Raw genomic sequence first — 24,423 nt, 5'->3', positions numbered from 1 at the left:
ATCCTTTAGAAACCGATATGGAGAAAAAGCCGCCGTTCATACGGCGGAATGGTGACCCAGTCCTTTGAACCCTGGTAGCGGTAGATGCCGATGTCACGGCGCGAGAGTGGCTCAGTAGCGAACCGCGGAAGGATCAGAGCAAAGTGCCCCGCCCGCGAGATCATCGGGTGTGCGCGGTCTGAGTGGCTCTGCGCTTCACCACCGGGATGAACATGGATGTCAGCGACAACCGACAATCCGCGCGCCTTGCAGATCGCCCACAAGTCACCGAAGTGGCGGCCATCGAACCGGACGATTCCAGTGTCCAGACAGTGTGGGTCGAGGTCGTCATAGAGGACGAAATCGACGATGCGGGCACGGCCAGCGCTCCGATATCCCAGCAGGAACGCGCCGCTCTCCTGCCTGCATCCCCGCCCCCGCTCGCGCAAAGCTGCAATAAGCCTTCGCCACAGGAGCCAGGAGCAGGACAGTTCATGCCGCGGCGCAAGGAGGCGGCGAATAGTCTCGGCAATGGAGAAGTTCATGTACGAGCTCCAAATATTGGACGATCCCCTGTGATGGGCGCCAGATTTTCGATGGCATCTCAGTTCGCCAGTTGTCATGACCGAGAATACTTTCTCGATCACAAGGAAGATAAAGCGCCATGCCATTCTTCCAGTCGGTGCGAAACACGGCCGTAACCCTCCCTCCCCGCCCACAGGGCCAGAGTTCGAAAGCCAGGACGGCATTCTGATCAGGATCCCAGGGGCCGCCAGTCGGTGGGGTCTGCGGGTAGCCGGCACAATCCAGTCGCAAGACGTACTCGTGATTGTCCTTCGCGGTAATGGCAATCAAAACGAAGGGCCAAGTGACCCCGATCAGGCGCCATCGCCCTTCGGTCTGTCCCAGGCGGAACGTGGCTTTCGCCACGTCTGCCTCGAATGCCCGCTGGTCAGGCGCGCTCACTCATCAATCTCCAGCGCGCCGTTGACACGCTCGTCGGCGACTAGATCAAAGGCTTGTGCGCAGGTATTACGTGGAGCCAAGGCGCCGATGTGGGTGCCGGGCGCTGGGCGATCGTGCGTCCCTACGATCTGCAGGACGTGTTCGCCGGCCTCCTCCTCGCTCATTTCGAACTCACGCTCGGCGGCCCAGCGCTTGACGCGGGCAACCGTCGCACTTGGCGGGAAGCGGCGGTCGACGTTTTCGCCATTGAAGGTGACCGTAACCTCGATGTGGCGGCAGCGACTCAGATGAAGCTTCAGTCCGATCGCGCCAGCGCGATCGCCCACCCGCTCGTTGTCGGCGAGCGGATCTTCCTCGTCCTCGATGAAGAGGAACGCGTGGGCGGCGACGCCGTGTTTTTCGGCGAGGCGGGCTTTGATGACGGCGAAGGTTGCGTCTGGCTCGACTTCGAGATGTTCGATCTCGCCAAGCCCTTCGCCTTGATAGAACAGGTCGATAGATTTCATGGTTTTGCACTCCGGGGACCGGAAGTGCAAGGCTCTATTGCCCAGCTCCGTCCCTTACCTCTCTGATCGGTTCAGACAGCGGAACCCGGAAAGGCGAAGGCAAAATTCTTTAGAGGAGTGTCAGCGGCCCTTCTGGCATCGCGGCGCAGATGAAGAAGTGGGGGCACCGGGGACACGTCACTGAGTCGACCTCGGTAGGAAACCGTCCAGCCCCGATGCCGGCGAGCATGGTGTCGCTCTTGGTCTGGCGGTTGTTGAGCTTGGTGGGCGATACGGTAACGGCCTCGGCCGTATCGTCAGTGAGATGCAGTGCCTGGACTATGGCAGCGGTACCGAATCGTGCCTGCGCAGCGAGCTTATAAAGCGTGTATTCGAGCCGGTCATATTCATCGCTGCGCTTGTAACCCGTGCGAACGCGGCGCAGCACTACAGTGCCGTCGGGAAGCTCCGCAAGCTCATTGGGTTCGACGTAGATGCGGCCATTGGGGAGGTCGATCGCCAGTGGCTCGATTTCGCTGAAACACCTTCCGGCACCCGAGCGGATCAGAGCAGCGACAAGTCGCGACGCAAGACGGCGATAGTCGCCCGCAAAGGCGTGGTCGACGGGACCACGTTCTAGCCAGATTTCCTCGAATGCCGCCTCGGCCTCGGCCAGTGTCGGTTCGGCACTACGTCGGGCTTCGGCCAGCCAGCGCAGCAAGGCGTAGAGGCAATCGTGGGTTCGGGAGAAGGCAGTCGCCTTACGTGCACCACCGAGGCCCAGCACGTGCGTATAGAAGAAGCGGCGTGGGCATTTCTCATAGGAGGTAAGGCGGCTGTCCGTGACTATCCAGTCTGCGGGCCAGGTCACCACAACCGATAAGGGGCACGGTGCATCTGCAGACAGAGGAAACATTGCAGGGCGCGCGATCTCATCAATGAGCGCCGGTGGCATCCACTCGAGAAAGCGTGAGGCCGAGCGATTCATACCGTTGGGCTGGCGCCGCGCCAGATAGAGCCGCAAATAGGTGCGAGCACGCGAGAGCGCGACGAAGAACAGACACTCTTCCTCATGCTCGTGCGCGCGTTTAGCTTCATCCGAGACAGAGAACTCTTCGGCACCTTCAATCATGCCGGTCGGCGGCGGGCAGCGCTGGCCGCGATTCGCGGATGGAAAGCTCTGCACTGTCAGGCCTGGAACATGAACAGCCTCGAATTCAAGGCCCTTGCTGCCATGCACAGTCATAAGGCGCACGGCGTCCATGTGAAGCGCAGCTTGTGGAACCTGCCGGAGGTCGCGCTCTTCCGCGAGAAGAACGAGCTGTCGAACACGATCAAGCGTTCGCTGGATAGGAGTGCCGCCACCAATTGGGCTCTGTTCACGCACGAAGTTCAGGAACTGCCAGACTGCGACCGCTCGCATCCGGCCCGCGACTGTGGTCACCTGCACCATTTCGCGCAGGAGGTCGGTCCGATCAAGGAGATAGGTCGACAGGAACTCCCATGCCGATGCGTTTGGCGAGATTCCTGCTAGATCTTGACCAAGACGGGTCAGCGACATGCAGCCTTCCGGCGACAAACCTTCAGCGCTTGCCAGCGAAGCTAAGCCGGCCAAGGCCGGTTGGCCCATGGTACGGAGATGGCGAGAAGCAACATGCACATCCTGCAATGAGAGGTGGTAGCGCGACATCGCTCCGACGCGTACGAGGGCATCGCCGAACGGGTCGACCGCAAGACTGATAAGCGCCAGTAAGTCTCGGACCTCCTCGCGCTCGAAGAAGCTTCCGAGATGAAGAACTGGAATGCCACGCGCCTCCAGCGCCGCGGCGATGTCATTCAACCGCCTATTCGACCGACATAGTACAGCTTGGTCTCGCAAGGCCACTCCTTGGTGCTCAAGCTCGCGAACGCTCGCTGCTACGCCCTCCGCCTCATCTTCAAGTGTGTCGAATCTGCGGATCTCAGGTTTCGCTGGGCCTTGTCCCCGGTCGGCTTCAAGGGCAAGCGGCAGCATACCTCCAGATGCCCCCATCTTCGGCGCGACGGCGGCGAAGCTGTTTACGATCTGCTCGGTTGAGCGATAGTTGATCCTCAGTTGATCTACATCCGCTCCAGGGTAATCGACGCTGAACCGGGCCATGTTGGCCGAGGACGCGCCCCGAAACCGATAAATCGATTGACGGGAGTCGCCAACTACCCATAAACGACTACCGTCGCCCGCCACGGCCTTCAGCAATCTGGCACTCGCCCGGTTCACATCCTGATATTCATCAACGAGCAAGTGCCGGTGACGAAGCTGGACAGCAAGGCGAAGCGCCGGATCAGCCTCGAGGAGCAGTGCCGGCCGCATTATCAAGTCACCGAAATCGACGGCGCCGCGTTCGCGTATGGCTTGCTCATACAGGTCGTAAATGTTGGCGATTTCCTGGCATTTCTCGGCCGAAACTCGGGCATCGTCGTCGGCCGCTGCAGTGAGCATCGCATCTGCCAGGGCCCGGTATCGCACCGGATCGGCAAGTTCGTCTTTAGCGCGCGAAATAGCGGCCACCACATCCCGCAGTACCATCGCCGGATCCCAGAGATTGCGATAATGGATGAGCGACAGTGTTGGCAGGATTTCCTCGAGCACCTCGATGGCGTCGCTGCGATCGAAGAGCGTCGGATTCGACGGAAGGCCAAGCCGATCATGATGGCGCCGAACTAATTCTAATCCGAAGGCGTGGAAGGTCCCGATCCAGATTCGGGGCGCTGCCTCGGGGGCCGCGAGCGCCAGACGATCTGCTAACTCACCGGCGGCACGATTGGAGAAGGTCAACACAAGAATTGCGGTCGGGTCGATGCCCTCCGCCAGAAGCGACATGACGCGTTTGATGAGCGTACGGGTCTTGCCCGTTCCTGGCCCGGCCTGGAGTTGAAACGGCACTCCTCGATGGGCTGCGGCCCGGTCCTGTGATGGGTCGGGTCGCGGAGTATAGGGTGGCTCCGATACCGATTCCGAAGTCGGCACCGGTGGAAGAAGCAAGGCGTCAAAGAGTTGCTGGCGCACGAGCGGTTTCGGCAGACCCGTACGCTGGGCGATTGTGCTCGCTGTCTGGCCATCATCGAGATGGAGCCGTCTCGCGAAGGAGCGCGGCAAGAGAAACTCCCGAGCGAAGACGTTCGCCTGAAGCTCGCGCCGCTCCCTTGCGCCATAGTCTTCGACGCGTTGCAGGCCTACAGGTACGGCCTCAGTCGAGCGCGACGGGTCAATGTCATCCGCCACGCAAGACGAAGAGCCCGAATGAATCTCGGCATGTCCGATCTCGTGGGCAACAAGCAATGCTCGCGTGGCAATGTCACCTGACGTCTCGCAGCAGACCACGCCGCTCTGTTCGTCGAAGAGCGCTCGCGCGTTTTTCAGCGCAGGGTCGCCGGGCTCTAACCAGACGAGTTCGAGATCCAGTCGCGCCACTGCAGCATGGACGAGCGCAAGCGGATCAAGCGGATCCGAACCAGTTGCTACCAACTCGCCATGAAGACGGGCCGCCGCCTCCCGAATCGATTCGAACGCGTCCATGCCGTCAGAGACTCAAAAGCCGTTGCTGTTGCGCCTCGGTCAGGCCCGAGCTGTGCACAGCTTCTGCGAAGGTTTGGAATCTGTCGTTGTTCGGCTTCTCGTCAGCCTTGTAGAACTGTCGCCCCATCGGCGCTGCAGTTCGTGTGGCGGAAAAATGCGCGACGACGACGTCGAGCGGCGCATGGAGCTCGTCAGCGACCAAGCGCAGGAACCCGTCCGTTAGCGTCTCCGGTTCGATCTGTCGATCACGTAGCTTCGCGACGAAAACGGTTGAAGCCTCGATCCGGCCGGCGAACGCCCGAAACTCACCGCGGGTTAGGGTAGAGAAAGGATTCGGTACATCCTTGAATGCCTCCAGCGGCCGATCCTGTTTGACAGCGGTCGGACCACTTCTTCCAGTCGCGTAAAGGCGGTTTTGAAAGCGGCTCATTGCGCGCGACACCGCGGGGCTGACGACAGTCGGATCGATAGCAGCCTCAGCCGCTTCGACGGCAGCATCGCTGTGCAGTGCATCTAGGGCGAGCTCAATGGCGAAGTCAGTTAGCTCCTCAGCATAGTTCGGATAACGTCGAACCAAGTCGTCAAGCAGATCAGCATCGAGCTCGTGTTTCGCCAATGAGAGTTCGTATAGTGCGTCGCGCAGCGGCGCGGCACTGGGAATCAGGTTCAGGGGCATATGTCCTCCTTGAATCGCGACAGTTTCGCCGCCGCCCGAGTCAAGCGGTTGCGAATGGTACGCCCTGTGCAATTGCACAACGTTGCTGCCGTCACCTCCTCAGGGTCTTCGGATTCCTCCTTGTACCCCAACACATGGCAGAGAGTAACGGCCTTACGCTCGTCAGGCGGTAAAGCATTGATCGCTTCTAAGAGCTCATCCAGGAAAAGAGTGCTCTCTTGTGTAGCAGGGGTCCTAAATGTCTCCGTCATGCGGGCGAAGACATCCTCATCGGGATCTGGCTCAGCGTCGTCGGCGTGATCGGGCAGTGGCGCTAAATGCTTAAGACGGTTCATCTCGCTCCGCACCAAGTCGATGCGGAGGGCTCGAAAAGCCCGATTGAAGCGGCATTCGAAATAGTCGAGATCGTTCGGGTTTTCCTCCGTTCCGTCGGTTGCGAACATCTCACTGAACAGGCTCAGTGCCTCCTCCCGCAAGCTGGCCGCACTCGAGAGTTGTCCGTCCGGAATCTTGACGAGGAGATTGGCTTCGCAGCGAGCGAGTAATATAGGGAGCACTGCACTAGCTTTGACGATGTTTCCGGAGCAAATCGCATCGCGGATCAAGTGAACCAGGCACTCGGAACTCAGATGGCCGGGCGAGCTACGATCTGTGATCGCAAACCGGTGTCGCAATGTCGCGAGATCCAGGCTGAGAACCTGCTCAATCTGGGCCTCCACCGTGGGTGGGCGAATGTATAGCGCTCCTTTTGAGTCGCATTTGGTCAGCGATCGAACCATCTCACCTCCTTGCATTGCTCAACAGCAAAAACCGAGCGTCCTTTAAGTATCCCGAAGAATCCCCGCTCGACTTCAGCTTGATCGCATTGCGATCAGGGTTTCCGGAAAAGTACCTGTCCTGTTACGCGATTTATCTTCCCCCACCCGTTCTGGCAGTGACAAGATATTCCGACAGTCAGCTGGGTTACAGGTAGAAATCCGCACCTACCTCCTATATCCGAACCCGCCGCAATTGAGCCCGCTACCGCATCTCAATCAACCTCTGCTTGAACCAAACGTGCACCGGCTGAAAGAAAAATGCTTCTCGCACCTCAATTAGGAATTGCCTGCTGGTTCGCGCCTGACCGACGTAGCGGAAGAATGACAGGTTTTCGAGATGCTCAAGCAGAGACTGTTCGGCATCTGGATCAGCAGGATCAAAGGAGACATCCTCCGCCAAATCTTCTTCGCGCCAAACCTCAAAAAGATGAGGCCTGAGCACCTCGATTAACTCAGCCTCCCGAGACGTTCCCATCAGTTGAACAGGCTTCCAGGGCGAGCCAGGCTCAAAGCTCGGCTCTTCTGAGACATCAACTGCAACCAGTCCTGATGAGTTCATCAGCAGCTTGCGATCTACCTTTAGCCAATGCCCGGCTGTGCGCGCCATCCAACTCTCGAACAGGCCGTCGATCTTGCTCACCTGCGCTAACAGCTTTCTTTTGGGTGAGCAGTCCTCATACCCCATTCTGATAGCCTGATCGACTCTTGCCAGCAGCGCGCGGACGTCTACCTCCTGTGCCGGTGCAAGAAACCTAAATGGAAGGTACCGGGGACCACCAACCAAGTAACACTTTTCCGCAACCTCAGGGCTTCCCGTCTCCGCCCCCATCCATTGAGCCAGCTCCTGCAACAGCTTGTAGATTCGCCCGTGCAGATTCTTCTTACCGGAGGCAAACAACTGCAACTGGCGCAGGCATTGCGCAACCTGACTATGCTCGTTCTCTCCTAGTGGATTGACCGGTCGCCGCAAGCGAGGATGATTAGGAATACCGGCAAGCATGGATACCCCTTCTCTCATGCGGCCTTCTAACTCATGCACACCTATCCAGATAAGATTGGCAGGATCCACTTGGCTCTCTCGGGGTAGGTCGCCTACCGATGCAGCTACATACTCAAGTAGATGATCCAGCGGGTAGTCAGAACCTCTCTTTCGCCATGCAACGACTGCGTGGCGAAAGAATTCCTTGAAGCACGGATGGCTGAGCACATCTTCGGGCTTTCCAGCCAGGACTCGCAGGATTGAGAGGGAATAGAAGCCATGTAACGTAGAAAGAAGATCCAGGTATACGAGCCCCGGCGATGGCAATTCATGATCTCCAGCCGCAGCCACATCAGTGCTGGATGCAGATTCTTCAGGCTTGTTCCGAGAGATTGAGACCGAATGACGACGCAACGCCCACTGCCCATCCTGGGCATGACGCACCGCATCCTCATAGTCGAGCACCGGACGGAACCACAGTTGTGCGGCTGCCGACTGGCACCGGTGCTCGAGAGGTGCGTTCACCGAGTCGAATAGATCGAGCATGACCAAACGCTCGGCCAAATCCTGGCGTTGAGTCTTGGAGCCAGGCTCATAATTGATCCCAGTTCTATCTTCAAGAACATGGGGGTATCCAGCCTGGAGACGTAGCTCTTCGGCGCGGCGCTGAACCAGGTCTGACAGTGAAACCAGCGCCTCTGCAACCTGGCCATCTGCCCAAACCATGTGAGAGGTGGCCTGCTTCCAACCGGAAAAGCCGAAATCAATCGCGGCCTGGTCGAGCGCATGGCCATGGCTAAGCTGGGAAGTTTTCTTGATACGCTGTGCGCGATTTTTCAGATGCGCCTCAAGGCGCTGGGAATAGCTGCTCATACGTCATCCTCACGTGCTTGCGCAGCCAATCAGGCATCACCCGCTAATACCCCTTGCGGCCGCTTTCAGCACAAGGGTGATACGCATGAAAAAGGTCTTAGAGCAGTCCCCACTGGGGTTCGCTATAGCGGGTGGCAGGCGCCTGCAAGTCGCCCAGCACAGATCGAACCACATTTGCCCTGAGTCCTTCAAGGTCAAAATCGTAAACCAGGCCAGCACGAGCGAGCACGGATCTACGGACGATGAGCTAGTTGTCGTCGTCATCTGTCGTACATCCGTTACCTACCCAACCAAGGAAGCCGGTTTGCGCGATTCACACGTCGTCATTTGACGACCATCTGTTGCCACATCTGCAGCGCACACGAAAAAACTCTCCTGATCGGAGGGCTGCTCACGGGGAATTTTCTGTGTGGAAACCCAAGCGACAAAAGCGATCACCAAGCTCGCCAATCCAAAGCTGCCCCAGCGGCAGCAGGTCTATCTGACCCGCATGCAAGCTGTTCAGAGTGCTAGAAGCCTTGAGGTGATATACAGAATTCCGATCAAAAGAGAAAAAGAGCCCCCGATATGCCTCGAGCAGTCTTCACGGAAAGCCAGGTCGTGAAGGAAGTGCCGTGGTGATGAAAACCTTGTCCCGTACTCGCGCAAAACCACTAACAGTAAATAGTCTTGTCGTCATTTGCTGTGCCTGGTGACGACGCCTCAGGGGTCAGGCCGCATGCTTCGCTGCTTGTCGCCTCTGGTGACGACGATGCCGCTCTTGACTCTACAGGCATCGTCATCCGACGTCTCTCATGACGACGAAGTGCGGTTCATGACTTGGGTTTCCCCAACTCTGTCGGATCGTAGAGGCACGTCAGGAAGCGGGAGGTGTCGAATGCGTCATTCGTTGGTCATGTGTCAATGCTGCGGAAAAATGATGGTTCCGAGGACAAGCTACAGCCGCAGCTACCAAGGCTGGGGCGGAGGTAGACCGGTTTCAAATCACTGCCCGTTTTGCCTAAGCGAGAACTGGGATGGCAGCATGCCTACGCTGCAAGCGCAGGTGTATGCCCTACTGGGTATTGGACTTGGCGTTCTTGCCTGCATTTTAGTAGGTGCTTTTCTGATGAAGATTCAGTGGTGGCTGGGCATCGAACATAAGTATGAACTGCTCACCTGGATGACCTATGTACTTGCTGTTTACGCCGGGTATCGATTTTACAGGTGGTTCGCTAACTGCTGACAGAGGCTGTGACCACGCCCCTCCTCGCCTAGGCATGACACCAATAGCTCAGCACAAAGAGTTTGTTTGATACCGAGCATCCAGCCTGCCAGCAACCCAGTAACCAACAACTCCGACAAGCGCGATAGCAATCAGTAACCCGCCAATGAAGCCGCCCAGAAGCAGCATCTGCTCGTCCTGCTCCCCCCACTGGTAGGGGCGCATCATCAACATCCGCAACGCTACAAGGAAAATACCGAATGTGGCGGCAAGGCAGCAGCCAAACCGCCACCGATAATGGCCGACCACCGGCAACACTAATGCCCGGCCAACCGTCAGCAATAGACCTCCCATCCAGAGGCAAACCACCACCAGCGTCGTGGCCACCGGTGCCAGACGAACAGCTAAACCGATCTCACCAGCCTGGTCTGTCGGCAGTTGCGCAATGTACCACCACATCCACATAGCCCATGCACCGAGCAGAAGCACTGCCAACAGCAGTAGCGTGGAAAAAATGAGTCCGATGGCATCGGTCCGAAGAGGCAAACTTTTCATCAGAGGGGCTCCCATACAGATGATCTACTCGGTGATAGCACAGGCCAACCAAATCCCAAGCTACGCAGCGCAGGGTAATTGCGCAATTATCCACAGCAGGCGGCAAATGCCAGCCTGATAGTGGGTAGCGAGCAATCAGCCGTGGCGAAAATTAAAAGACCCCTCCCTCAATCACGGTGAGTAACTTTCCCGGGATTACTGGATTCGGCTTTTCTGACCCGATCAATTTCGCCTCTCTGCGTGCTCCAACCCGTTTGCCACAAAGCCCATACAAACCACCGACAGAACGACACAAATGACCGGCCCTCCTCCCAGCATCGGCCACCAATACGGCAGAATAAGCGGATATGCCCCCGGTGTCAGCGCTCCGCTACGGACTAGTTGTCGAGCAGTCACACGATCCAAATTGCACAGCAAACCGAGATCCCAAGCTACGCTGTCTGTGGTCTCTTGACCACGCTGGCGGCAGGCGGCTTAGACAATTCAAAAGGTGCTGTCCGAGGAAAGGCTACAGCCGTCATGACCGCTAATATCCATACCGGCGAAATCCCCTGAGAATCCGTCAAGGTCATGCAGATCCATTCCCAGAGGGTTACCCATCACACCGATAGCGCCATCAACCATGGGCAAGCCGGTGGCCGGGTTGACCGTGATGCGGCCACCATCCATCCAGGCATTTGCGCAGCTCACAATCCAGGCAGCTTGGTCAACGCTCAGTAGATCCATTTGTGTGTCGAAGATGTCCATAGGTGCGGGCACTTCACCCTGTTCGTCGACGGCGCACTCATACCATTTGCGCTCAAACGCGATTCCGAGATCGTCCCGCAGGACGACTGCACGCCCTCTGGTTGGGTAAACCACTGTGGTGTACGCCTCCGACTGCCGGCGCAGAGCGATCAAGATTGAATTGATGAGGCATTGCACGGGGTTCATGTTCGTCTCCTCGGGTTGGAGACTTCACAGTGCCCCGATCAAAGCAAATCCCAAGCGTGTACAACGGTCTCGCTTTCAGCCGCCGAGGCTTGGGTTATCCGCAAGCAGCCATAGGGTGTCCTGGGACATCCTCTATGCGGAGCAGCACAATGGAATTTCGCCATATTGGTAGCGGTTGCTACTTCCCGCCTATCGCGCCAAACGGTCGGATCTATGCCACACCTATTGGGCAGGAAAATGGGATAGAAATTTTCTGCCTAACTCCTGAAGGAATCACTGGGGCTGGCATCCAATCAAATTGGTCACAGATCGCAGGCTTTTATTCAGACGAAAACTCATGGGAGATCACCCTGAATAACTACCCTGGCCGGGGTATGAATTTTCGTCGATACAACCACTTCACCTTGCTTGCCGAAGGAAGCGAAACGCTCACAACAAGCATTCAAGGATTTGCCATTCCCCCGTGCGTGATGAACCGCATTGCCTTTGAGCACCAGGGGTGGCGTAGCAGGCACGTCTAAAGATTTTGGCCGGTCAGCGGAATGTAGCTAATTCATAGCGTGCAGAACCGCTGCCCCCACTGATTGACAAGGACTCAGTAGCAGCCTTACCAATCTGGAACCTAGACAGCAAAGCCTCGGGTTATCCAGTTTATGGTCGCTGCGGTTTACTCATGCGCGCTTGATTTCCACCACGTTGCCTTCGATCACGTTTACTTGGCGGTCAAACTCTGCGCGCAGTACTGGTGTCATGTCATTAGCCAGGCAGTCGAGATAATCGGCATACCACTGCATCATGGCGCGGCGCTGAGGCAGGTACTGGGCCTGGTTGTAGATACCGGAGACGCCTGCTTCCTTGTGCGCCAACTGCGCTTCGACGTGCTCTTTGAGCCATCCGTGTTCGCGTAGCAGCGTGCTCGCAGTGTGGCGGCTGCCATGCCCTACCAGCTTGCCGCGATAGCCGACCTTGGAGAGCGTCAGGTTAATGGTGTTCTCGCTCATCACGGGCTTCTTGGGGCCAATACCTGGGAACAGGTAGCGGCTGCGACCGGTCATGCGTTGCAGCTCGCGCAGGGCATCCAGCATCTGTCGTGGCAGGGGCACCATATGATCACGGCGGGCCTTCATCTTGGCAGCAGGGATAGTCCACAGGGCCTTCTCAAAGTCGATCTCTGTCCACTCCGCCCAGCGCACCATGCCGGGCCGGCTCGCAGTCCACAGGCACATCCAAGTGGCGGTACGGGCTGGCAAGCGGCTAGTGGTCGCACGCAGGCTATGCAGAAAGACTGGCAGCTCAGGCTCTAACAGGTGCGGGTGTTGCTTGGACTTCGGAGCAGATGCAGCAATGTCCACCAGATTCGATGCCGGATTGTTCTCACACAGACCACGGCCTATCGCGCGCCCGAATATCTGATTAACCCAGCCCCTGGCTTTGGCCGATATGTTGTGCGCTCCGCGCCCCTCGATCGTGGCCTGCAGCTGGGCGCAGTCAGTGCGAGTAATCTCCCTCAGTGGTTTATCGCCCAACGCCGGCAGGATGTCCTTATCAAGGTAGAGGCGAATGCGCCAAAGCGTGCTTTCGGCCTTGCCGTCTGCCTCCTTGGCGGCATACCACTCCTCGGCGGCTGCTCGGAAGGTGTTAGCGGCGGCGATTGCTTCGGCCATTCTGGCGGCGGTCTTGCGTGCAACCGGATCAACGCCATCAGACAGCAGCTTGCGCGCCTCCCCTGCCTTCTCTCGCGCTCTGGAGCCAGACAGATCGGGATACCCGCCCAGACCGTGCCAAGACCACTTGCCGTCAGGCTTCTTGTAGCGCAGCTCCCACGACTTGGTGCCGTTGGGCTTCACTCGGAAGTACAGACCGTTGCCGTCAGCCTCGCGATATGCCGCGGCCTCGGGCTCCAGAGTCGCCAGAACAGTGTCAGCCAGGGGGCGCCGCTTGATGCCTGCTCGCTTCATTTTTGTATGCCTAAGTTCGCGTTACTCAGAAGCATACAAGCAGGCATACACGGCATCAACGGCTATACGGGGACATAGAGAAACAAGCAGGAATAAAAAACCGGCTACGACGGCCGGTTTATGAGGGTTTCAGCATCATACGGGAACATGCTGAAACATAGTATTGGTGCCGTTGAGAGGAATCGAACCCCCGACCCCATCATTACGAATGACGTGCTCTACCAACTGAGCTACAACGGCAAAAGCCTGGGCATTATTCAATGGAGTCCGCGGGCGCTCAAGCGGGTTTTGTAAAAAACCGGTGCTGAGGCACACCCAGCGCACCCTCTGCCGGGGGAAACGCCGTTACTTGGCGGCCAGTTCGATGTGGTCGTCGTAAATCACGATGCGACCCTGTTTGTACAAGCCGCCGATGGCCTTCTTGAAGTTGCCTTTGCTGACGCGAAACAGGGCGCTGATGGCTTCTGGCGAACTCTTGTCATTGAGGGGCAGCACGCCATCGTGCTCGCGCAGCTTGGCCAGGATCTGCTCGCCCAGGCTGCTCGCCGCTTCCTGCCCAACCGCCTGCAGGCTCAGGCTGATCTTACCGTCGGCACGCACTTCCTTGATGAAGCCCTTCTCCTGCATGCCACTGCGCAGGAACTTGAACAGTTCGTTCTTGTGGATCAGGCCCCAGTGTTTGCCGTTGATGATCGCCTTGAAGCCCATGTCGGTGGACTCGACCACCAGCAGGCCGACTTCCTGACCGACCGTGTAGGTGGCCGGCACGGTGTCCAGGTAACGATCCAGGCGCGCAGTGGCGGTGATGCGCTTGCTGCGCTTGTCGACAAACACGTAGACCACGCAGTAGTCGCCAACTTGCAGCGGGCGCTTCTCTTCCGAATGGGGCAAGAGCAGATCTTTCGGCAACCCCCAGTCGAGAAATAAACCGACGCGGTTGATATCCACCACTTTCAGGCTGGCAAATTGACCGACCTGCACTTTCGGGGTTTCCGTGGTGGCAATCAGCTTGTCATCGCTGTCCAGGTAAATAAATACATTCAGCCAGTCTTCCACCTCACTTGGCGTGTCTTTGGGGATATAGCGCTTGGGCAGCAATATTTCGCCATCCGCGCCGCCATCCAGATACAGGCCAAAGTCGGTGTGTTTCACGACCTGCAAACTATTCATTCGTCCGATTACAGCCATGGTGCCCTACCCTCGTTGCGAGCCGGACATTCTACCTGAGTTGCGGCCTGGTTTCCTGGCGTCGACACGCGGACTCACCGGGACTGGCCAGGGCGCCCGAAGCGATCCGACCAGCGGAAAGCGCCCGTCAGCGAGAACCGACAGGCAGCTCACGTCTCTAATAGAGCGCTGATAAAACAATGGTTTACTCAGTGCCATCAGCACTATTCATCCATTCGGCAAATCACCGGTATAGTCGCAACTTGAGTTGCCAGCGTTATTTACCAAGTAATTGTCAAGTCGTTCGTGTACAATCGGCGGCCAAATTAATTTTTAAATAGGTTAATGGCCGCCATGCGCGTTAAAGCATCAAACAGCAAGCCCAAGCCAGCTCCAGCCGTCGAAACCAGCGCCTCGATTGATGCACAGATCGCCGCCTTCTTGAACTCCGGCGGTGAAATCCAGCAGATCGCCAAGGGTGTCAGTGGCCAGGTCTACGGCGCTTCCAAGCAGATCACCATCGGCAAGAAATAGCCGACTTACCTTAGCCCCGCAGCGCTTTGCTCCCCCAGACAAGGCGCTGGGCTAATGCTTCATCCTCTCCCCTCTATTTCAGTGAATTCAACTGCCCCCACTGGCGGTTAGCACACGCATGTTTCAGAATCATGTCTAATCGCGCTCTGCGGTGAACTCGGCACTGCTGTCGATCATCTACATCTCTACATCTATGACAACTACCTCTGGAGTCTCCGTGCGCCCACCCAGCCATTGGCTGCAGCACCCGGCCAGCGCCCCGCTGACATTGGCCTTGGTATTGATCGTGATCCCACTGGTCAGTCGCTACGGGCTGGGCTGGTCGCACCCGTTCGGTTACCTGTCGGATCTGGCCATCGGTAGCCTGCTGCTGATCCTGCTGCACGGCCGCAGCTGGTTGCTGCGCCTGCCCGTGCTCCTGATCTGGTGCAGTTTCAGCCTGAGCAGTGCCGAACTGGTCAGCGCGGTCGGGCGCATGCCCGAGCCGGCAGATCTGCACTACCTGGGCGATGCCCAATTCGTCCGTCACTCGACCCAGGGCGGTGGCCTGAGCCACCCCTTGTTGGCCCTGGCGCTGACGTTTGGTATCGCCCTGCACCTGCTGCTGAGCCGGCGGCCGAGCGCACCGCCGCGGCAAGGCATCAAACTGGTCTGGCTGCTGGCCCCGCTGTCATTACTGGTGACTCATGCCGTCTACCAGTACCGCAGCCCCAGCGAAGCCGCCCAATGGCTGCAGTTCAACCTGCCGCACAAGATGCTGGCAGAAAGCCTGAGCGCCGGACAGTTACGCCTCGAGGACTGGCTGGCCGGCGACCAACCCAGCAGCCCGCCGGACATCAGCGCGTTCAACCAGCTCGACCTCGCCGGCACACCGCTGCTCGACCACCCGGGACAGGCGCGCAATGTGCTGATCATCACCCTGGAAGGCATCCCGGGCGCCTATATCGACGCCAGCCGCAAGGCGCTGCGCAGCAGCTATCGGCAGGCGCTGATGCCGCGGCTCAGCCAGTGGGCCGAGCGCGGCATGCTCACCCCGGACTATGTGCTGCACAGCCACCAGACCATTCGCGGCCTGTACGCCATGCTCTGCGGCGATTACAGCAAGCTCGACTCCGGCACGCCAAAAGGCATCGAACTGCTCGGCAATCCCCAGCGCAGCGAGCAGTGCCTTCCGGCGCAGCTGCGCCAGCGCGGTTTCACCACCCATTACCTGCAAGGCGCCGGACTGCGCTTCATGGCCAAGGACCAGATCATGCCGCGCATGGGCTTCGACAAGACCCTGGGCCGCGACTGGTTCAAGAAAAAACCCTACCTGGAATTCGGCTGGGGCGTGGACGACAAGACCTATTTCGAAGGCGCCCTGAAGTATGTGAAGCAACTGCGCCAGCAGAAACGCCCCTGGATGCTCACTCTGCTCACCGTCGGCACCCACCAGCCCTACTCGGCACCGCAGGACTACCTTGACCGCTACCCGACCGCCAAGCAGGCAGTAGTCGCCTACCTGGACGATGCCGTGGCGGATTTCCTCGTCGGGCTGGAGAAACAGGGCGTGCTCAAGGACACCCTGGTACTGATCACCTCCGACGAATCCCATGGCGTGGAAAACGTGCGCCTGGCGTCGGCCTGGGGCTTCAACCTGCTGCTGGCGCCGGAGCAGGCGCAACTGCCGGCGCTGAAGACTGGCGTCTACGGGCACGTCGACCTGACGGCTTCGGTGCTCGACTATTTCGCCCTGCCAGTCCCGGAAAATATCGCCGGCCGCTCGCTGCTGCGCGACTACACCAGCGGGCGGGCCATGCTATCCGCCACCAACGGCATGCTGCGCCAGCACGACGGCCTGGGCACCTTCACCGAATGCGACTTCCAGCAAGTCTGCCGGCGCTATGCCAGCAGTGGGTTCATTGCCGATAGCGCGGCTTACCTCGGCCGTATCAGCGGCCGCGAGGCGCGCCTGGTCAGCCAGCGCGCCACCCTGCTCAACCAATCCCTGCACAACGGTCAGGCGCAACTGCACTACCAGTTCGCCAACCGCAAACGCATCAAGCTGAAACGCAAAGTCGGCGACGACTGGGCGGACAGTCTGGTCGGCGCCCAGTACCTGGAGCTGCCCCGCGGCACGCAAACCACCGTCACCCTGAAGGTGCGTGGCGTCGGCATGGATAGCAGAGGTGCCACGCTGCAGTTGAAAACCAAGGAGTTCGAGCGCGACGTGGCCCTGCCGATCCCTGAACTGCCGCGTCTGACCCAGGACAAGCCGATCGAGGTCAGCTTCAGCTTCAACAACCTGGCCGCACGCAAGGCGTTCTCCTTCCACCTGCTCGGCGAGGGTAAAGGCGCCATCGAGATCCTCGATTTCAGCGTGACCAGCAGGCCGCTGAAACCCAAGCTGTTGGCGGCCAAGACCGACGAGGACGACGCCCAGAAGACCCGCTGAGCGCCGTAAACCGGCGCTTACTCCCGGGGCTGCAGGGCCAGGCGCAGCAACTGTCCGTTGCTGGCGTCGGTCAGCACATAGAGATAGCCATCCGGCCCCTGGCGCACATCGCGGATGCGCGCATCGAGCTGTTCCAGCAGACGCTCCTCATGCACCACCTGATCGCCACGCAATTCCAGGCGAATCAGCGCCTGCCCGACCAGCGCACCGATGAACAGGTTGCCTCGCCAGGCGGCAAGGCGCTCGCCGTCATAGAACGCCATGCCGCTGATTGCCGGTGACTTTTCCCAGACATAGTGCGGCGGTTCGGTGCCGGCGACCGCCTTGCCCTGGGCTTCCGGAATCGGCAGGAACGAATAGTTGAGCCCATGGGTGGCGAGCGGCCAGCCGTAGTTCTTGCCGGCTTGCGGGATGTTGATCTCATCGCCGCCACGCGGGCCATGCTCGTGGGTCCACAACTGCCCGGTCGAGGGGTTGAGTGCCGCCCCTTGCTGGTTGCGATGGCCGTAAGACCAGATTTCCGGGCGCACGCCTGCCTGACCGACAAAGGGATTGTCGCGCGGCACTTTGCCGTCCGGGTGCAGGCGCACCACCTTGCCTTGCAGCTTGTCGAGGTCCTGTGCGGTCGAGCGCTGGTTGTTTTCGCCGAGGGCGATGAACAGATGACCGTCGCGGTCGAACACCAACCGCGAACCGAAATGCGCGCCGCTGGACAGTTTTGGCAGCTGGCGGAAAATCACCTCAAAATCTTGCAGCTGGCGGTTATCCGGGGACAACCTGGCGCGCCCGACCGCAGTACCGGCGTACTCCCCATCACCGGCCTCGGCATAGGACAGATAAACCAGGCGGTCCTCGGCAAACTCGGGCGACAGCGCCACATCGAGCAGCCCGCCCTGGCTTCTGGCGTATACGGCCGGCACCCCGCTGATCGGCTCGGACAGCACGCCCTGCAGCGTTACCAGGCGCAAACGCCCAGGCCGCTCGGTGACCAGCAGGCCTTGCCGATCAGGCAGAAAAGCCATGCTCCAGGGATGCTCCAGCCCGGCGACCACTTGGCTGACCTGCAGGGTGCCGTGTTCGCTGGGGTATTCGCGGACCTGCGCGGTAGCCGGCGGCATCAGCAGCACGCCGCTCAAGCCCAGAATCGCCAGTAGGGGTGTATGCAGCATGCTTCTCTCCTTCGCGGCGGAAAGTGGCGGAGCCGGATGTTCGAATCATGCACCAGCACTGTCCGACTTGCAGCCCAGGGGCGTTACTCCAGATGTCGAGTTCAATACATCGCGTAACGCCGCTCGATCGCGCGGTACTCGCCACTCGCACGAATGGCAGCAAGCCCTCGATTGAAGCGATCGCGCTGGGCCTCATGGCGAAAGCCGACCTGATAGGGCGTTGGCGCGAAGATCCAGTATTCGGTCAATGGCTGGCTGACATCGACCTGATCGAGCACCTCACGATTGAGATAGCGCAGGATCCGTATATCCGCCACCACCACTTCGATCCGCCCGCTGTAGAGCAGGCGGTTACGCGCGATCTGCTGCGCCTCTTCGCGATAGCGCGGGTTGTTCTGCGCCATCCGCTGAAATTCGCTACCGAGCAAGAAGCGTGCACGTTGAAATGTGCTGACCGAGTAATTGCCCAGATCGGCTATCCGCTCGATCTTGTAGTTGCGCGCGCGCAATGCCACGGCAACATTCTGGTAGTAGATATGCGGCTCGGAATAGAAGGCATCGATGCCGCTCTGCTGGTTAGTGGTGGCGATGGCATCGATCTCGCCACGGCGCAACAGCCAGTGCAGGCGTTCCATCGGCATATACAAGACTTGCATGGCAAAGCCGGCGCGCTTCGCGGCAGCCGCCACTATCTCGTACTCCAGTCCCCGCGCCTCACCTTCAAACACATAAGGCGGCTTGTGCGTCCCGATACCCAGGCGCAACGGTTCAGCCGAAATTGCGAGACTGAACCAGAGCAGCACCATCCCTAACATCCACTGCATGCCAGTTCCCTTAGTTGCGCTGTCGTGCAGCATAAACGGCCACTCAGGGTGAACGTACAGCCAGGTTGCGACCCCATGTGTGTGCAGGCGGTGGATGCAACAGGCGCTCGATCAGATCCTGGTTGCACGCCCACCTCCCCCTCAGCAGGCCGCTCGGCGTGCCGAACGCGAAACCCTCCCTTGCCCAAGGCCAGGTGCTCTAGAGTTCCGACCCGGAAAGGGCAGTCAAGGTTTCACGGGCTCGGGTGCAGCAAGCCAAGTGCAATCACAGGGATCTATTGAACGGGATTCATCGCGGCATAGCCACTCCGGACTAGACTCAGTCCTCTGAATGAATCGCCATCAACTGGAGAAGCAGCATGCTCAAAGCCGAATACCAAACCCGCGGCCCGGTTCCGCAAGAGGTGATCGAAGCGGTCGAACTGCAGCTACCGCCACCGGCCGCTGGCCAGGTGCGGATCAAGGTGGCGGCCGCGCCGATCAACCCCTCCGACGTCCTCACCCTCACCGGCGAATACGGCATGCTGCCGCCGCTGCCGGCGATTGGCGGCAACGAAGGGGTCGGCCGCGTCACAGAACTGGGAGCGGAGGTGAGCAACCTCAAGGTCGGCCAACTGGTGCTGCTGCCGGTCGGCTGCGGCACTTGGGTCAGCCACCTCAATGCCCCGGCGAACAAGCTGATCCCGCTGCCAGAAGCCGACCCGCTGCAACTGGCGATGCTGACCGTCAATCCGCCGACCGCCGCCCTGCTGCTCAGCCAGTTCGTCGACCTCAAACCCGGCGACTGGGTGATCCAGAACGCCGCCAACTCGGGCGTCGGCAGCTACCTGATCCAGCTGGCCAAGCTGCGCGGCTTCAAGACCATCAACGTGGTGCGCCGTGAGTCGGCAGTGGCTGGGGTGCAGGCCGAAGGCGGCGACGTGGTGCTGGTCGATGGCGCGGATCTGGCCAAGCGCGTACGCGCGGCCACCGACGACGAAGCCGTGCGCCTGGGCATCGATGCGGTGGGCGGCGAGGCCACCGACCATCTGGCCGCGAGCCTCAGCGAGGGCGGCGTGCTGGTCAACTACGGCATGATGAGCCGCCAGCCCTGCCAGGTTTCACCGGCGTCCTTCGTGTTCCGCGACGTGAGCCTGCGCGGCTTCTGGCTGGCCAAATGGTTCCAGAAAGCCACCCCGGCCGAGCAGATGCAGGTATTCGGCGAGCTGACCCAACTGATCGCCAGTGGCAAGCTGCACACCCGCGTGGCGGCCACCTATGACGTCAGCCAGATCAAGGAGGCGGTGGCCGCGGCCGCCAGCGGCGAGCGCGACGGCAAGATATTGATCGTGCCGAAATAAATTGGCCTGGTAGTGCCGTAGGTCGGGCGGCGATCCGCTTCGGCCCGCCACGGTTGACCACGTCGGTGGGCTGAAACCCACCCTAGCAGACAGCGCTGGCTTACTCCGCCGCAGGCGCCGGCTTGCGCCGCTTGAGCGGTGCCAAGCCATCCTGGCTGACCAATTCCGGCGCCGCGACCTTGGGTTTGTTGATGGTATTGCGCTTGCTTGGCGCCTTGGCCGCCGGTTTCTTCGCGGCCAGCTTCTTGCCGGTCTTGGGGTCGACCTTTTTCTTCTTCGGCCCAACCGCCTTGCCGGACGCCTTGAGGTTCTTCGGCCCCTGGTAGATGCCCTTCAGGTCCTTGATGTTGCGCCGCTCGAAACGCTGCTTGAGGTAGCGTTCGATGCTCGACATCAAGGCCCAGTCGTTGTGGCAGATCAGCGAAATCGCCAGGCCTTCGGCACCGGCGCGGCCGGTACGGCCGATGCGGTGCACGTACTCGTCACCCGAACGCGGCATGTCGAAGTTGATCACCATATCCAGACCGTCGACATCCAGGCCGCGCGCAGCCACATCGGTGGCAACCAGGATTTTCACCGCGCCCTGCTTGAGGCGGTCGATGGCCAACTTGCGATCCTTCTGGTCCTTCTCGCCGTGCAGCACGAACACCTTGAAATCGTGGGCCACCAACTTGCCATACAGGCGGTCGGCCTGCACCCGGGTATTGGTGAAGATGATCGCCTTCTCGTAGGTTTCGTTGGCCAGCAGCCACTCGACCAGGCGCTCCTTGTGATGGTTGTGGTCGGCGGTGATGATCTGCTGACGCGTGCCTTCGTTGAGCTGGCTGACGCGATTGAGCTGCAGGTGCTCCGGATCCTTGAGTACCTTGCCGACGATCTCGCGCAGGCCCGCACCACCGCTGGTCGCGGAGAACAGCAGGGTCTGGCGCTCGGCATTGCACAGCTCGCTCAGACGCTGCACGTCTTCGGCAAAACCCATGTCGAGCATGCGGTCGGCTTCGTCGAGCACCAGCACTTCCACTTCATCGAGCAGCAGGTTGCCGGCGTTGGCGTGTTCGATCAGGCGACCCGGTGTGCCGATCAGGATGTCGACCCGGCGCAGCATCGCGGCCTGCATCTTGAAATCCTCACCACCGGTGATCAAACCGGCCTTGAGGAAGGTGAACTGGGCGAAGCGCTCGACTTCCTTGAGGGTTTGCTGGGCCAGCTCACGGGTGGGCAGCATGATCATCGCGCGCACACTCATGCGCGGCGAGGAAGCACCATCACCCAACAGGCGATTGAGCATCGGCAGGACGAAGGCCGCCGTCTTGCCGCTGCCGGTCTGTGCCGTGACCCGCAAATCCTGCCCTTGCAGCGCCAGCGGAATAGCCGCCAGCTGCACCGGGGTGGGCTCGGTAAAGTTCAGCGCAGCCACGGCTTTCAGCAGACGTTCATGCAGGGCGAATTGGGAAAACACGGGGGTAACCTCGACGAAAAACGGAAATCAGCTGCATAGCGTAACGGTTTCCCGCGCTGCGGCCGAATTTCTTTGTGCAGACCCGCACAGAGCAGGCACCTCGGTACTTGAACAAAGCGCCATGAACGCGCTCAATTCAGGCAGCACAACCGTCCCAAGGCCCAGGAGAACTGCATGTCCAACCCGTCTCGCACCCTGCTGATCTGTAGCGGCCTGGCCATCGCCCTGGCCACGCAGAGCGTTTTCGCCGCGCCGAAAACCGATAACCATGGCAAACCGGACGCTGGCCATGACGGCGACGTCAGTGTCCACCTCAGTGGCCCGACCATCGATATCGGCCGCGTACGCATCGTCCTGGGCGACAACCGTGAACTGATCGGCCCGGTTAGCTCATTGCCACCCGGTATCGCCAAGAATCTGGCCCGCGGCAAACCACTGCCACCTGGCATCGCCAAGAACTTCGACGGCCGGGTGAGCAGCCAACTGCCGCACTATGACGGCTACGAATGGAAACAGGCCGGCACCGACGTGATACTGGTGGCGATTGCCACCGGGATCATCTACGAAGTGCTGAGAAACGTGCTGGACTGATCTGCCACACCCGCATCGAGCAGATGGCCGACCTTTACATAAATCAGGCAACCCTCACGGGAAAACGGTGTATGCGTCGAGCCGTGCGGGTTGCGCAGCCAGGTGCCGGCGGGATAATCGCCGAACTCATCCTGAAACACCCCCTCCAGCACCAGGATTTCTTCCCCGCCAAGATGCTGGTGCGCATGAAACTCGGTGCCTGGCGCCCAGCGCACCAATGTCGTGTGCACCGTCGCGAAGCTGGCCAGTGGCAATACCCTCAAACCCGGCACCAGACCTGGCTGCCACTGCGCCTGGTGCGTATCGATGCGCAGCGTTTGCTGATCCTGCGGCTCCTGGTAGCACAGCTTGACGAACAGCAGGCACCCGCCAGGGCTGGACGGCGCATGGCTGCTGCCGGGCGGATTCTTCAGCCAGTAGCCGGCAGGATAGGCGCCATGCTCATCGACAAAGACCCCTTCGAGTACCAGGATTTCCTCGCCTCGCGGATGCTGATGGCTACGGAACTGCGAACCCGGCGCATAACGCACGATCGAGGTGGCGCGTCCGCTTTCCGCGGCAAAGCGTTCCAGCGGACGCCGCTCGACACCAGGCAACGGCGAGGCCTGCCAGTCGATAGTCCGGGTATCGAGCACCACCCGCTCGGCCAGGTCGGCATTGATCTGCATGTCACCTCCCGTCAGGTACGCCGCTGCTTGATCAGCAGACGCGCGCTGTCCCAGCCGACCAGCAGCACCGCCAGCCAGATCGGCAGATAGGTCAGCCATTGCTGGGCATTGAAGCTTTCGCCGAGAAACAGCAGTGCCACCAGAAACAGCAGCACTGGCTCGACATAACTGAGGATGCCAAACAGCCCCAGCGGCAACAACCGGCTGGACGCCATCATCGCCGCGAACGCCAGGGCGCCGAGCAAGCCCAGCCCCGGCAGCAGCCACCACAGCTGCGGCGCCTGGGTGAACACCGCCACCGGCCCCCAGGCGACGATCAGCCAGACCGCCAAGGGCGCCAGCACCAGCATTTCCAGGATAAACCCGGACAGGGCATCCAGGCGCATCCAGCGGCGCAACATGAAGTACGGGGGATAGCCGAGCGCGGTGACCAGGGTGACCCAGGAAAATGCCTGCAGGCGCCACAGTTCATGCAGCACGCCGAGCAAGGCACAGAACACCGCCAACTGCTGCAACGGACGCAGGCGCTCGCCGTAGAACACCCGCCCGGCCAGCACCATCGCCAAGGGCAGCAAAAAGTAGCCCAGCGACACATCCAGCATGCGCCCGGCCAGCGGTGCCCAGACGAACAAGGCCCACTGCACGCCAATCAGCGCCGCCGCCAGTGGCAAGGCCGCCAACAATCGCGGCTCATGGCGCAGGCGGCCGAGGGCCACGGCCAGCACCGTCCATTGCCGGGCCACGGCGACCAGCAGCAACACCGCCGGAATCGACCAGAGCACCCGTTGGGCGAACACCTGCACACCATCCAGCGGCGCCAGTTGCTGCACATAGCCGGGAATCAGGGCAAACAGCATCGAGGCGCCAATCGATAGCGACACGCCACGCCCGGACAGCTTCATCGCATCTCCTTCGCCACCAGTAGCTGCCGACTGCCGACCCGGGTCAACAGCAGGGAACTCGCAATCACCGCCTCGCCCAGGCTCAACCGCCACAGATCGGCATCGCGGTTCCACAGCAACAGATTGACCAACAGACCCGTCGGCACCAGAGCGTTGTTCATCACCGCCAGGGTGCCGCCATCGACCAGGCTCGCGCCCTTGTTCCACCAGTAAAGACCAAGCACGGACGCCACCATACCGAGCCAGGCCAAGACCCACCACTGGCTGGCGCTGGTGGGTAAGCGAGCGGCGTTACCGAACAGCAAGCGGGCCGGCAAGGCGAGCGTCGAAGACGGGGCGGCCGCTCCTGCAGG

General features: G+C 60.1%; 22 protein-coding genes, 1 tRNA gene and 1 pseudogene. 6 read left to right on the top strand and 18 right to left on the bottom strand.

Annotated elements, in window-relative coordinates:
* Positions 1–5: 5 nt before the first annotated feature.
* The 7 genes from G9C89_RS06720 to G9C89_RS06695 all read right to left on the bottom strand — a co-directional run bounded on the left by G9C89_RS06720 (position 6) and on the right by G9C89_RS06695 (position 8,332).
* Positions 6–524 carry a hypothetical protein gene (locus G9C89_RS06720; RefSeq protein ID WP_172146565.1) on the bottom strand — a complete coding sequence of 173 codons (519 nt, stop codon included), beginning with the start codon at positions 522–524 and terminating at the stop codon, positions 6–8.
* A complete protein-coding gene (locus G9C89_RS25690; RefSeq protein WP_449301110.1) occupies positions 472–909 on the bottom strand; it encodes a DUF7665 family protein in 438 nt (145 codons plus the stop codon). Before G9C89_RS25690 ends, G9C89_RS06720 begins: the two co-directional genes overlap by 53 nt.
* A 32-nt stretch (positions 910–941) precedes the next feature.
* Complete coding sequence (locus G9C89_RS06715) at positions 942–1,451, bottom strand: hypothetical protein (RefSeq protein WP_172146563.1); 510 nt, start codon at positions 1,449–1,451, stop codon at positions 942–944.
* 109 nt (positions 1,452–1,560) lie between these two features.
* Positions 1,561–4,986 carry an ATP-dependent helicase gene (locus G9C89_RS06710; RefSeq protein ID WP_172146561.1) on the bottom strand — a complete coding sequence of 1,142 codons (3,426 nt, stop codon included), beginning with the start codon at positions 4,984–4,986 and terminating at the stop codon, positions 1,561–1,563.
* 4 nt (positions 4,987–4,990) lie between these two features.
* Positions 4,991–5,662 carry a hypothetical protein gene (locus G9C89_RS06705; protein ID WP_172146558.1) on the bottom strand — a complete coding sequence of 224 codons (672 nt, stop codon included), beginning with the start codon at positions 5,660–5,662 and terminating at the stop codon, positions 4,991–4,993.
* Complete coding sequence (locus G9C89_RS06700; RefSeq protein WP_172146555.1) at positions 5,653–6,441, bottom strand: hypothetical protein; 789 nt, start codon at positions 6,439–6,441, stop codon at positions 5,653–5,655. Before G9C89_RS06700 ends, G9C89_RS06705 begins: the two co-directional genes overlap by 10 nt.
* A gap of 241 nt (positions 6,442–6,682) precedes the next feature.
* Positions 6,683–8,332, bottom strand: a complete 1,650-nt coding sequence (locus G9C89_RS06695) for a hypothetical protein (RefSeq protein ID WP_172146552.1) — start codon at positions 8,330–8,332, stop codon at positions 6,683–6,685.
* 1,024 nt (positions 8,333–9,356) lie between these two features.
* Between G9C89_RS06695 and G9C89_RS06690 the strand changes: the two genes are divergently transcribed.
* Positions 9,357–9,557, top strand: a complete 201-nt coding sequence (locus G9C89_RS06690; protein ID WP_172146549.1) for a hypothetical protein — start codon at positions 9,357–9,359, stop codon at positions 9,555–9,557.
* A gap of 48 nt (positions 9,558–9,605) precedes the next feature.
* Here the strand turns inward: G9C89_RS06690 and G9C89_RS06685 are convergent, their stop codons facing one another.
* Both G9C89_RS06685 and G9C89_RS06680 read right to left on the bottom strand, forming a co-directional pair.
* Positions 9,606–10,091: a hypothetical protein gene (locus G9C89_RS06685; RefSeq protein WP_172146546.1), complete on the bottom strand. Its 486-nt coding sequence runs from the start codon at positions 10,089–10,091 to the stop codon at positions 9,606–9,608.
* Between the two features lie 483 nt (positions 10,092–10,574).
* Entirely contained in the window at positions 10,575–11,024 is a 450-nt protein-coding gene (locus G9C89_RS06680; RefSeq protein ID WP_172146543.1) for a hypothetical protein, read from the bottom strand.
* 149 nt (positions 11,025–11,173) lie between these two features.
* Between G9C89_RS06680 and G9C89_RS06675 the strand changes: the two genes are divergently transcribed.
* Positions 11,174–11,545, top strand: coding sequence for a hypothetical protein (locus tag G9C89_RS06675; protein WP_172146540.1), 372 nt, complete (start codon positions 11,174–11,176; stop codon positions 11,543–11,545).
* Positions 11,546–11,695: 150 nt separating this feature from the next.
* On the opposite strand, the gene G9C89_RS06670 is transcribed toward G9C89_RS06675, so the two are convergent.
* From G9C89_RS06670 to G9C89_RS06660, 3 genes are all read right to left on the bottom strand, one after another.
* Positions 11,696–12,982, bottom strand: coding sequence for a tyrosine-type recombinase/integrase (locus G9C89_RS06670; RefSeq protein ID WP_172146537.1), 1,287 nt, complete (start codon positions 12,980–12,982; stop codon positions 11,696–11,698).
* A 164-nt stretch (positions 12,983–13,146) separates the two neighbouring features.
* Positions 13,147–13,222: transfer RNA gene (locus tag G9C89_RS06665), tRNA-Thr, on the bottom strand.
* A gap of 105 nt (positions 13,223–13,327) precedes the next feature.
* On the bottom strand, positions 13,328–14,170 hold the full coding sequence (locus G9C89_RS06660) for a CvfB family protein (RefSeq protein ID WP_172146534.1): 843 nt from the start codon (positions 14,168–14,170) through the stop codon (positions 13,328–13,330).
* A gap of 324 nt (positions 14,171–14,494) precedes the next feature.
* On the opposite strand from G9C89_RS06660, the gene G9C89_RS06655 reads away from it, so the two are divergent.
* Together G9C89_RS06655 and G9C89_RS06650 are read left to right on the top strand one after the other, a co-directional pair.
* The gene (locus G9C89_RS06655; RefSeq protein ID WP_170862154.1) at positions 14,495–14,683 is read left to right on the top strand and encodes a hypothetical protein; all 189 of its coding nucleotides are present in this window, start codon (positions 14,495–14,497) and stop codon (positions 14,681–14,683) included.
* A gap of 217 nt (positions 14,684–14,900) precedes the next feature.
* Positions 14,901–17,117, top strand: a complete 2,217-nt coding sequence (locus tag G9C89_RS06650; RefSeq protein WP_315852797.1) for an LTA synthase family protein — start codon at positions 14,901–14,903, stop codon at positions 17,115–17,117.
* A 17-nt stretch (positions 17,118–17,134) separates the two neighbouring features.
* On the opposite strand, the gene G9C89_RS06645 is transcribed toward G9C89_RS06650, so the two are convergent.
* Both G9C89_RS06645 and G9C89_RS06640 read right to left on the bottom strand, forming a co-directional pair.
* Positions 17,135–18,286 carry a PQQ-dependent sugar dehydrogenase gene (locus G9C89_RS06645; RefSeq protein WP_172146530.1) on the bottom strand — a complete coding sequence of 384 codons (1,152 nt, stop codon included), beginning with the start codon at positions 18,284–18,286 and terminating at the stop codon, positions 17,135–17,137.
* A gap of 101 nt (positions 18,287–18,387) precedes the next feature.
* Positions 18,388–19,143, bottom strand: coding sequence for a substrate-binding periplasmic protein (locus tag G9C89_RS06640; RefSeq protein WP_256674132.1), 756 nt, complete (start codon positions 19,141–19,143; stop codon positions 18,388–18,390).
* Positions 19,144–19,469: 326 nt separating this feature from the next.
* Here G9C89_RS06640 and G9C89_RS06635 point away from each other — a divergent pair, with 326 nt between their 5' ends.
* Entirely contained in the window at positions 19,470–20,450 is a 981-nt protein-coding gene (locus G9C89_RS06635) for a zinc-dependent alcohol dehydrogenase family protein (RefSeq protein ID WP_172146528.1), read from the top strand.
* 100 nt (positions 20,451–20,550) lie between these two features.
* Here G9C89_RS06635 and G9C89_RS06630 read toward each other — a convergent pair whose 3' ends face one another.
* On the bottom strand, positions 20,551–21,909 hold the full coding sequence (locus G9C89_RS06630) for a DEAD/DEAH box helicase (RefSeq protein ID WP_172146526.1): 1,359 nt from the start codon (positions 21,907–21,909) through the stop codon (positions 20,551–20,553).
* A gap of 174 nt (positions 21,910–22,083) precedes the next feature.
* Between G9C89_RS06630 and G9C89_RS06625 the strand changes: the two genes are divergently transcribed.
* Positions 22,084–22,500, top strand: coding sequence for an anti-virulence regulator CigR family protein (locus G9C89_RS06625; protein ID WP_172146524.1), 417 nt, complete (start codon positions 22,084–22,086; stop codon positions 22,498–22,500).
* Here the strand turns inward: G9C89_RS06625 and G9C89_RS06620 are convergent.
* From G9C89_RS06620 to G9C89_RS06610, 3 genes and pseudogenes are all read right to left on the bottom strand, one after another.
* Positions 22,470–23,168 (bottom strand): cupin domain-containing protein, encoded by a 699-nt coding sequence (locus tag G9C89_RS06620; RefSeq protein ID WP_172146522.1) that lies wholly within the window; start codon positions 23,166–23,168, stop codon positions 22,470–22,472. The genes G9C89_RS06625 and G9C89_RS06620 overlap by 31 nt on opposite strands.
* 11 nt (positions 23,169–23,179) lie before the next feature.
* Positions 23,180–24,070, bottom strand: a complete 891-nt coding sequence (gene rarD / locus G9C89_RS06615; protein WP_172146521.1) for an EamA family transporter RarD — start codon at positions 24,068–24,070, stop codon at positions 23,180–23,182.
* Positions 24,067–24,393, bottom strand: a pseudogene (locus G9C89_RS06610) (hypothetical protein); the annotation flags it as partial. The pseudogene G9C89_RS06610 and the gene rarD, both read right to left, overlap by 4 nt.
* Positions 24,394–24,423 lie beyond the last annotated feature (30 nt).

It is taken from the genome of Pseudomonas tumuqii (assembly GCF_013184545.1).
Classification (GTDB): Bacteria; Pseudomonadota; Gammaproteobacteria; order Pseudomonadales; family Pseudomonadaceae; genus Aquipseudomonas; species Aquipseudomonas tumuqii.
Note: the sequence above shows the minus strand (reverse complement) of the source record. Positions and strands in the feature narration are given on the sequence as shown.

Bases quoted from the DNA above. Each gene is read 5' to 3' on its own strand.
- G9C89_RS06720 (WP_172146565.1), bottom strand. From the start codon at position 524: ATGAACTTCTCCATTGCCGAGACTATTCGCCGCCTCCTTGCGCCGCGG.
- G9C89_RS06715 (WP_172146563.1), bottom strand. From the start codon at position 1,451: ATGAAATCTATCGACCTGTTCTATCAAGGCGAAGGGCTTGGCGAGATC.
- G9C89_RS06710 (WP_172146561.1), bottom strand. From the start codon at position 4,986: ATGGACGCGTTCGAATCGATTCGGGAGGCGGCGGCCCGTCTTCATGGC.
- G9C89_RS06705 (WP_172146558.1), bottom strand. From the start codon at position 5,662: ATGCCCCTGAACCTGATTCCCAGTGCCGCGCCGCTGCGCGACGCACTA.
- G9C89_RS06700 (WP_172146555.1), bottom strand. From the start codon at position 6,441: ATGGTTCGATCGCTGACCAAATGCGACTCAAAAGGAGCGCTATACATT.
- G9C89_RS06695 (WP_172146552.1), bottom strand. From the start codon at position 8,332: ATGAGCAGCTATTCCCAGCGCCTTGAGGCGCATCTGAAAAATCGCGCA.
- G9C89_RS06690 (WP_172146549.1), top strand. From the start codon at position 9,357: ATGCCTACGCTGCAAGCGCAGGTGTATGCCCTACTGGGTATTGGACTT.
- G9C89_RS06685 (WP_172146546.1), bottom strand. From the start codon at position 10,091: ATGAAAAGTTTGCCTCTTCGGACCGATGCCATCGGACTCATTTTTTCC.
- G9C89_RS06680 (WP_172146543.1), bottom strand. From the start codon at position 11,024: ATGAACCCCGTGCAATGCCTCATCAATTCAATCTTGATCGCTCTGCGC.
- G9C89_RS06675 (WP_172146540.1), top strand. From the start codon at position 11,174: ATGGAATTTCGCCATATTGGTAGCGGTTGCTACTTCCCGCCTATCGCG.
- G9C89_RS06670 (WP_172146537.1), bottom strand. From the start codon at position 12,982: ATGAAGCGAGCAGGCATCAAGCGGCGCCCCCTGGCTGACACTGTTCTG.
- G9C89_RS06660 (WP_172146534.1), bottom strand. From the start codon at position 14,170: ATGGCTGTAATCGGACGAATGAATAGTTTGCAGGTCGTGAAACACACC.
- G9C89_RS06655 (WP_170862154.1), top strand. From the start codon at position 14,495: ATGGCCGCCATGCGCGTTAAAGCATCAAACAGCAAGCCCAAGCCAGCT.
- G9C89_RS06645 (WP_172146530.1), bottom strand. From the start codon at position 18,286: ATGCTGCATACACCCCTACTGGCGATTCTGGGCTTGAGCGGCGTGCTG.
- G9C89_RS06640 (WP_256674132.1), bottom strand. From the start codon at position 19,143: ATGCTGCACGACAGCGCAACTAAGGGAACTGGCATGCAGTGGATGTTA.
- G9C89_RS06635 (WP_172146528.1), top strand. From the start codon at position 19,470: ATGCTCAAAGCCGAATACCAAACCCGCGGCCCGGTTCCGCAAGAGGTG.
- G9C89_RS06625 (WP_172146524.1), top strand. From the start codon at position 22,084: ATGTCCAACCCGTCTCGCACCCTGCTGATCTGTAGCGGCCTGGCCATC.
- G9C89_RS06620 (WP_172146522.1), bottom strand. From the start codon at position 23,168: ATGCAGATCAATGCCGACCTGGCCGAGCGGGTGGTGCTCGATACCCGG.
- rarD (WP_172146521.1), bottom strand. From the start codon at position 24,070: ATGAAGCTGTCCGGGCGTGGCGTGTCGCTATCGATTGGCGCCTCGATG.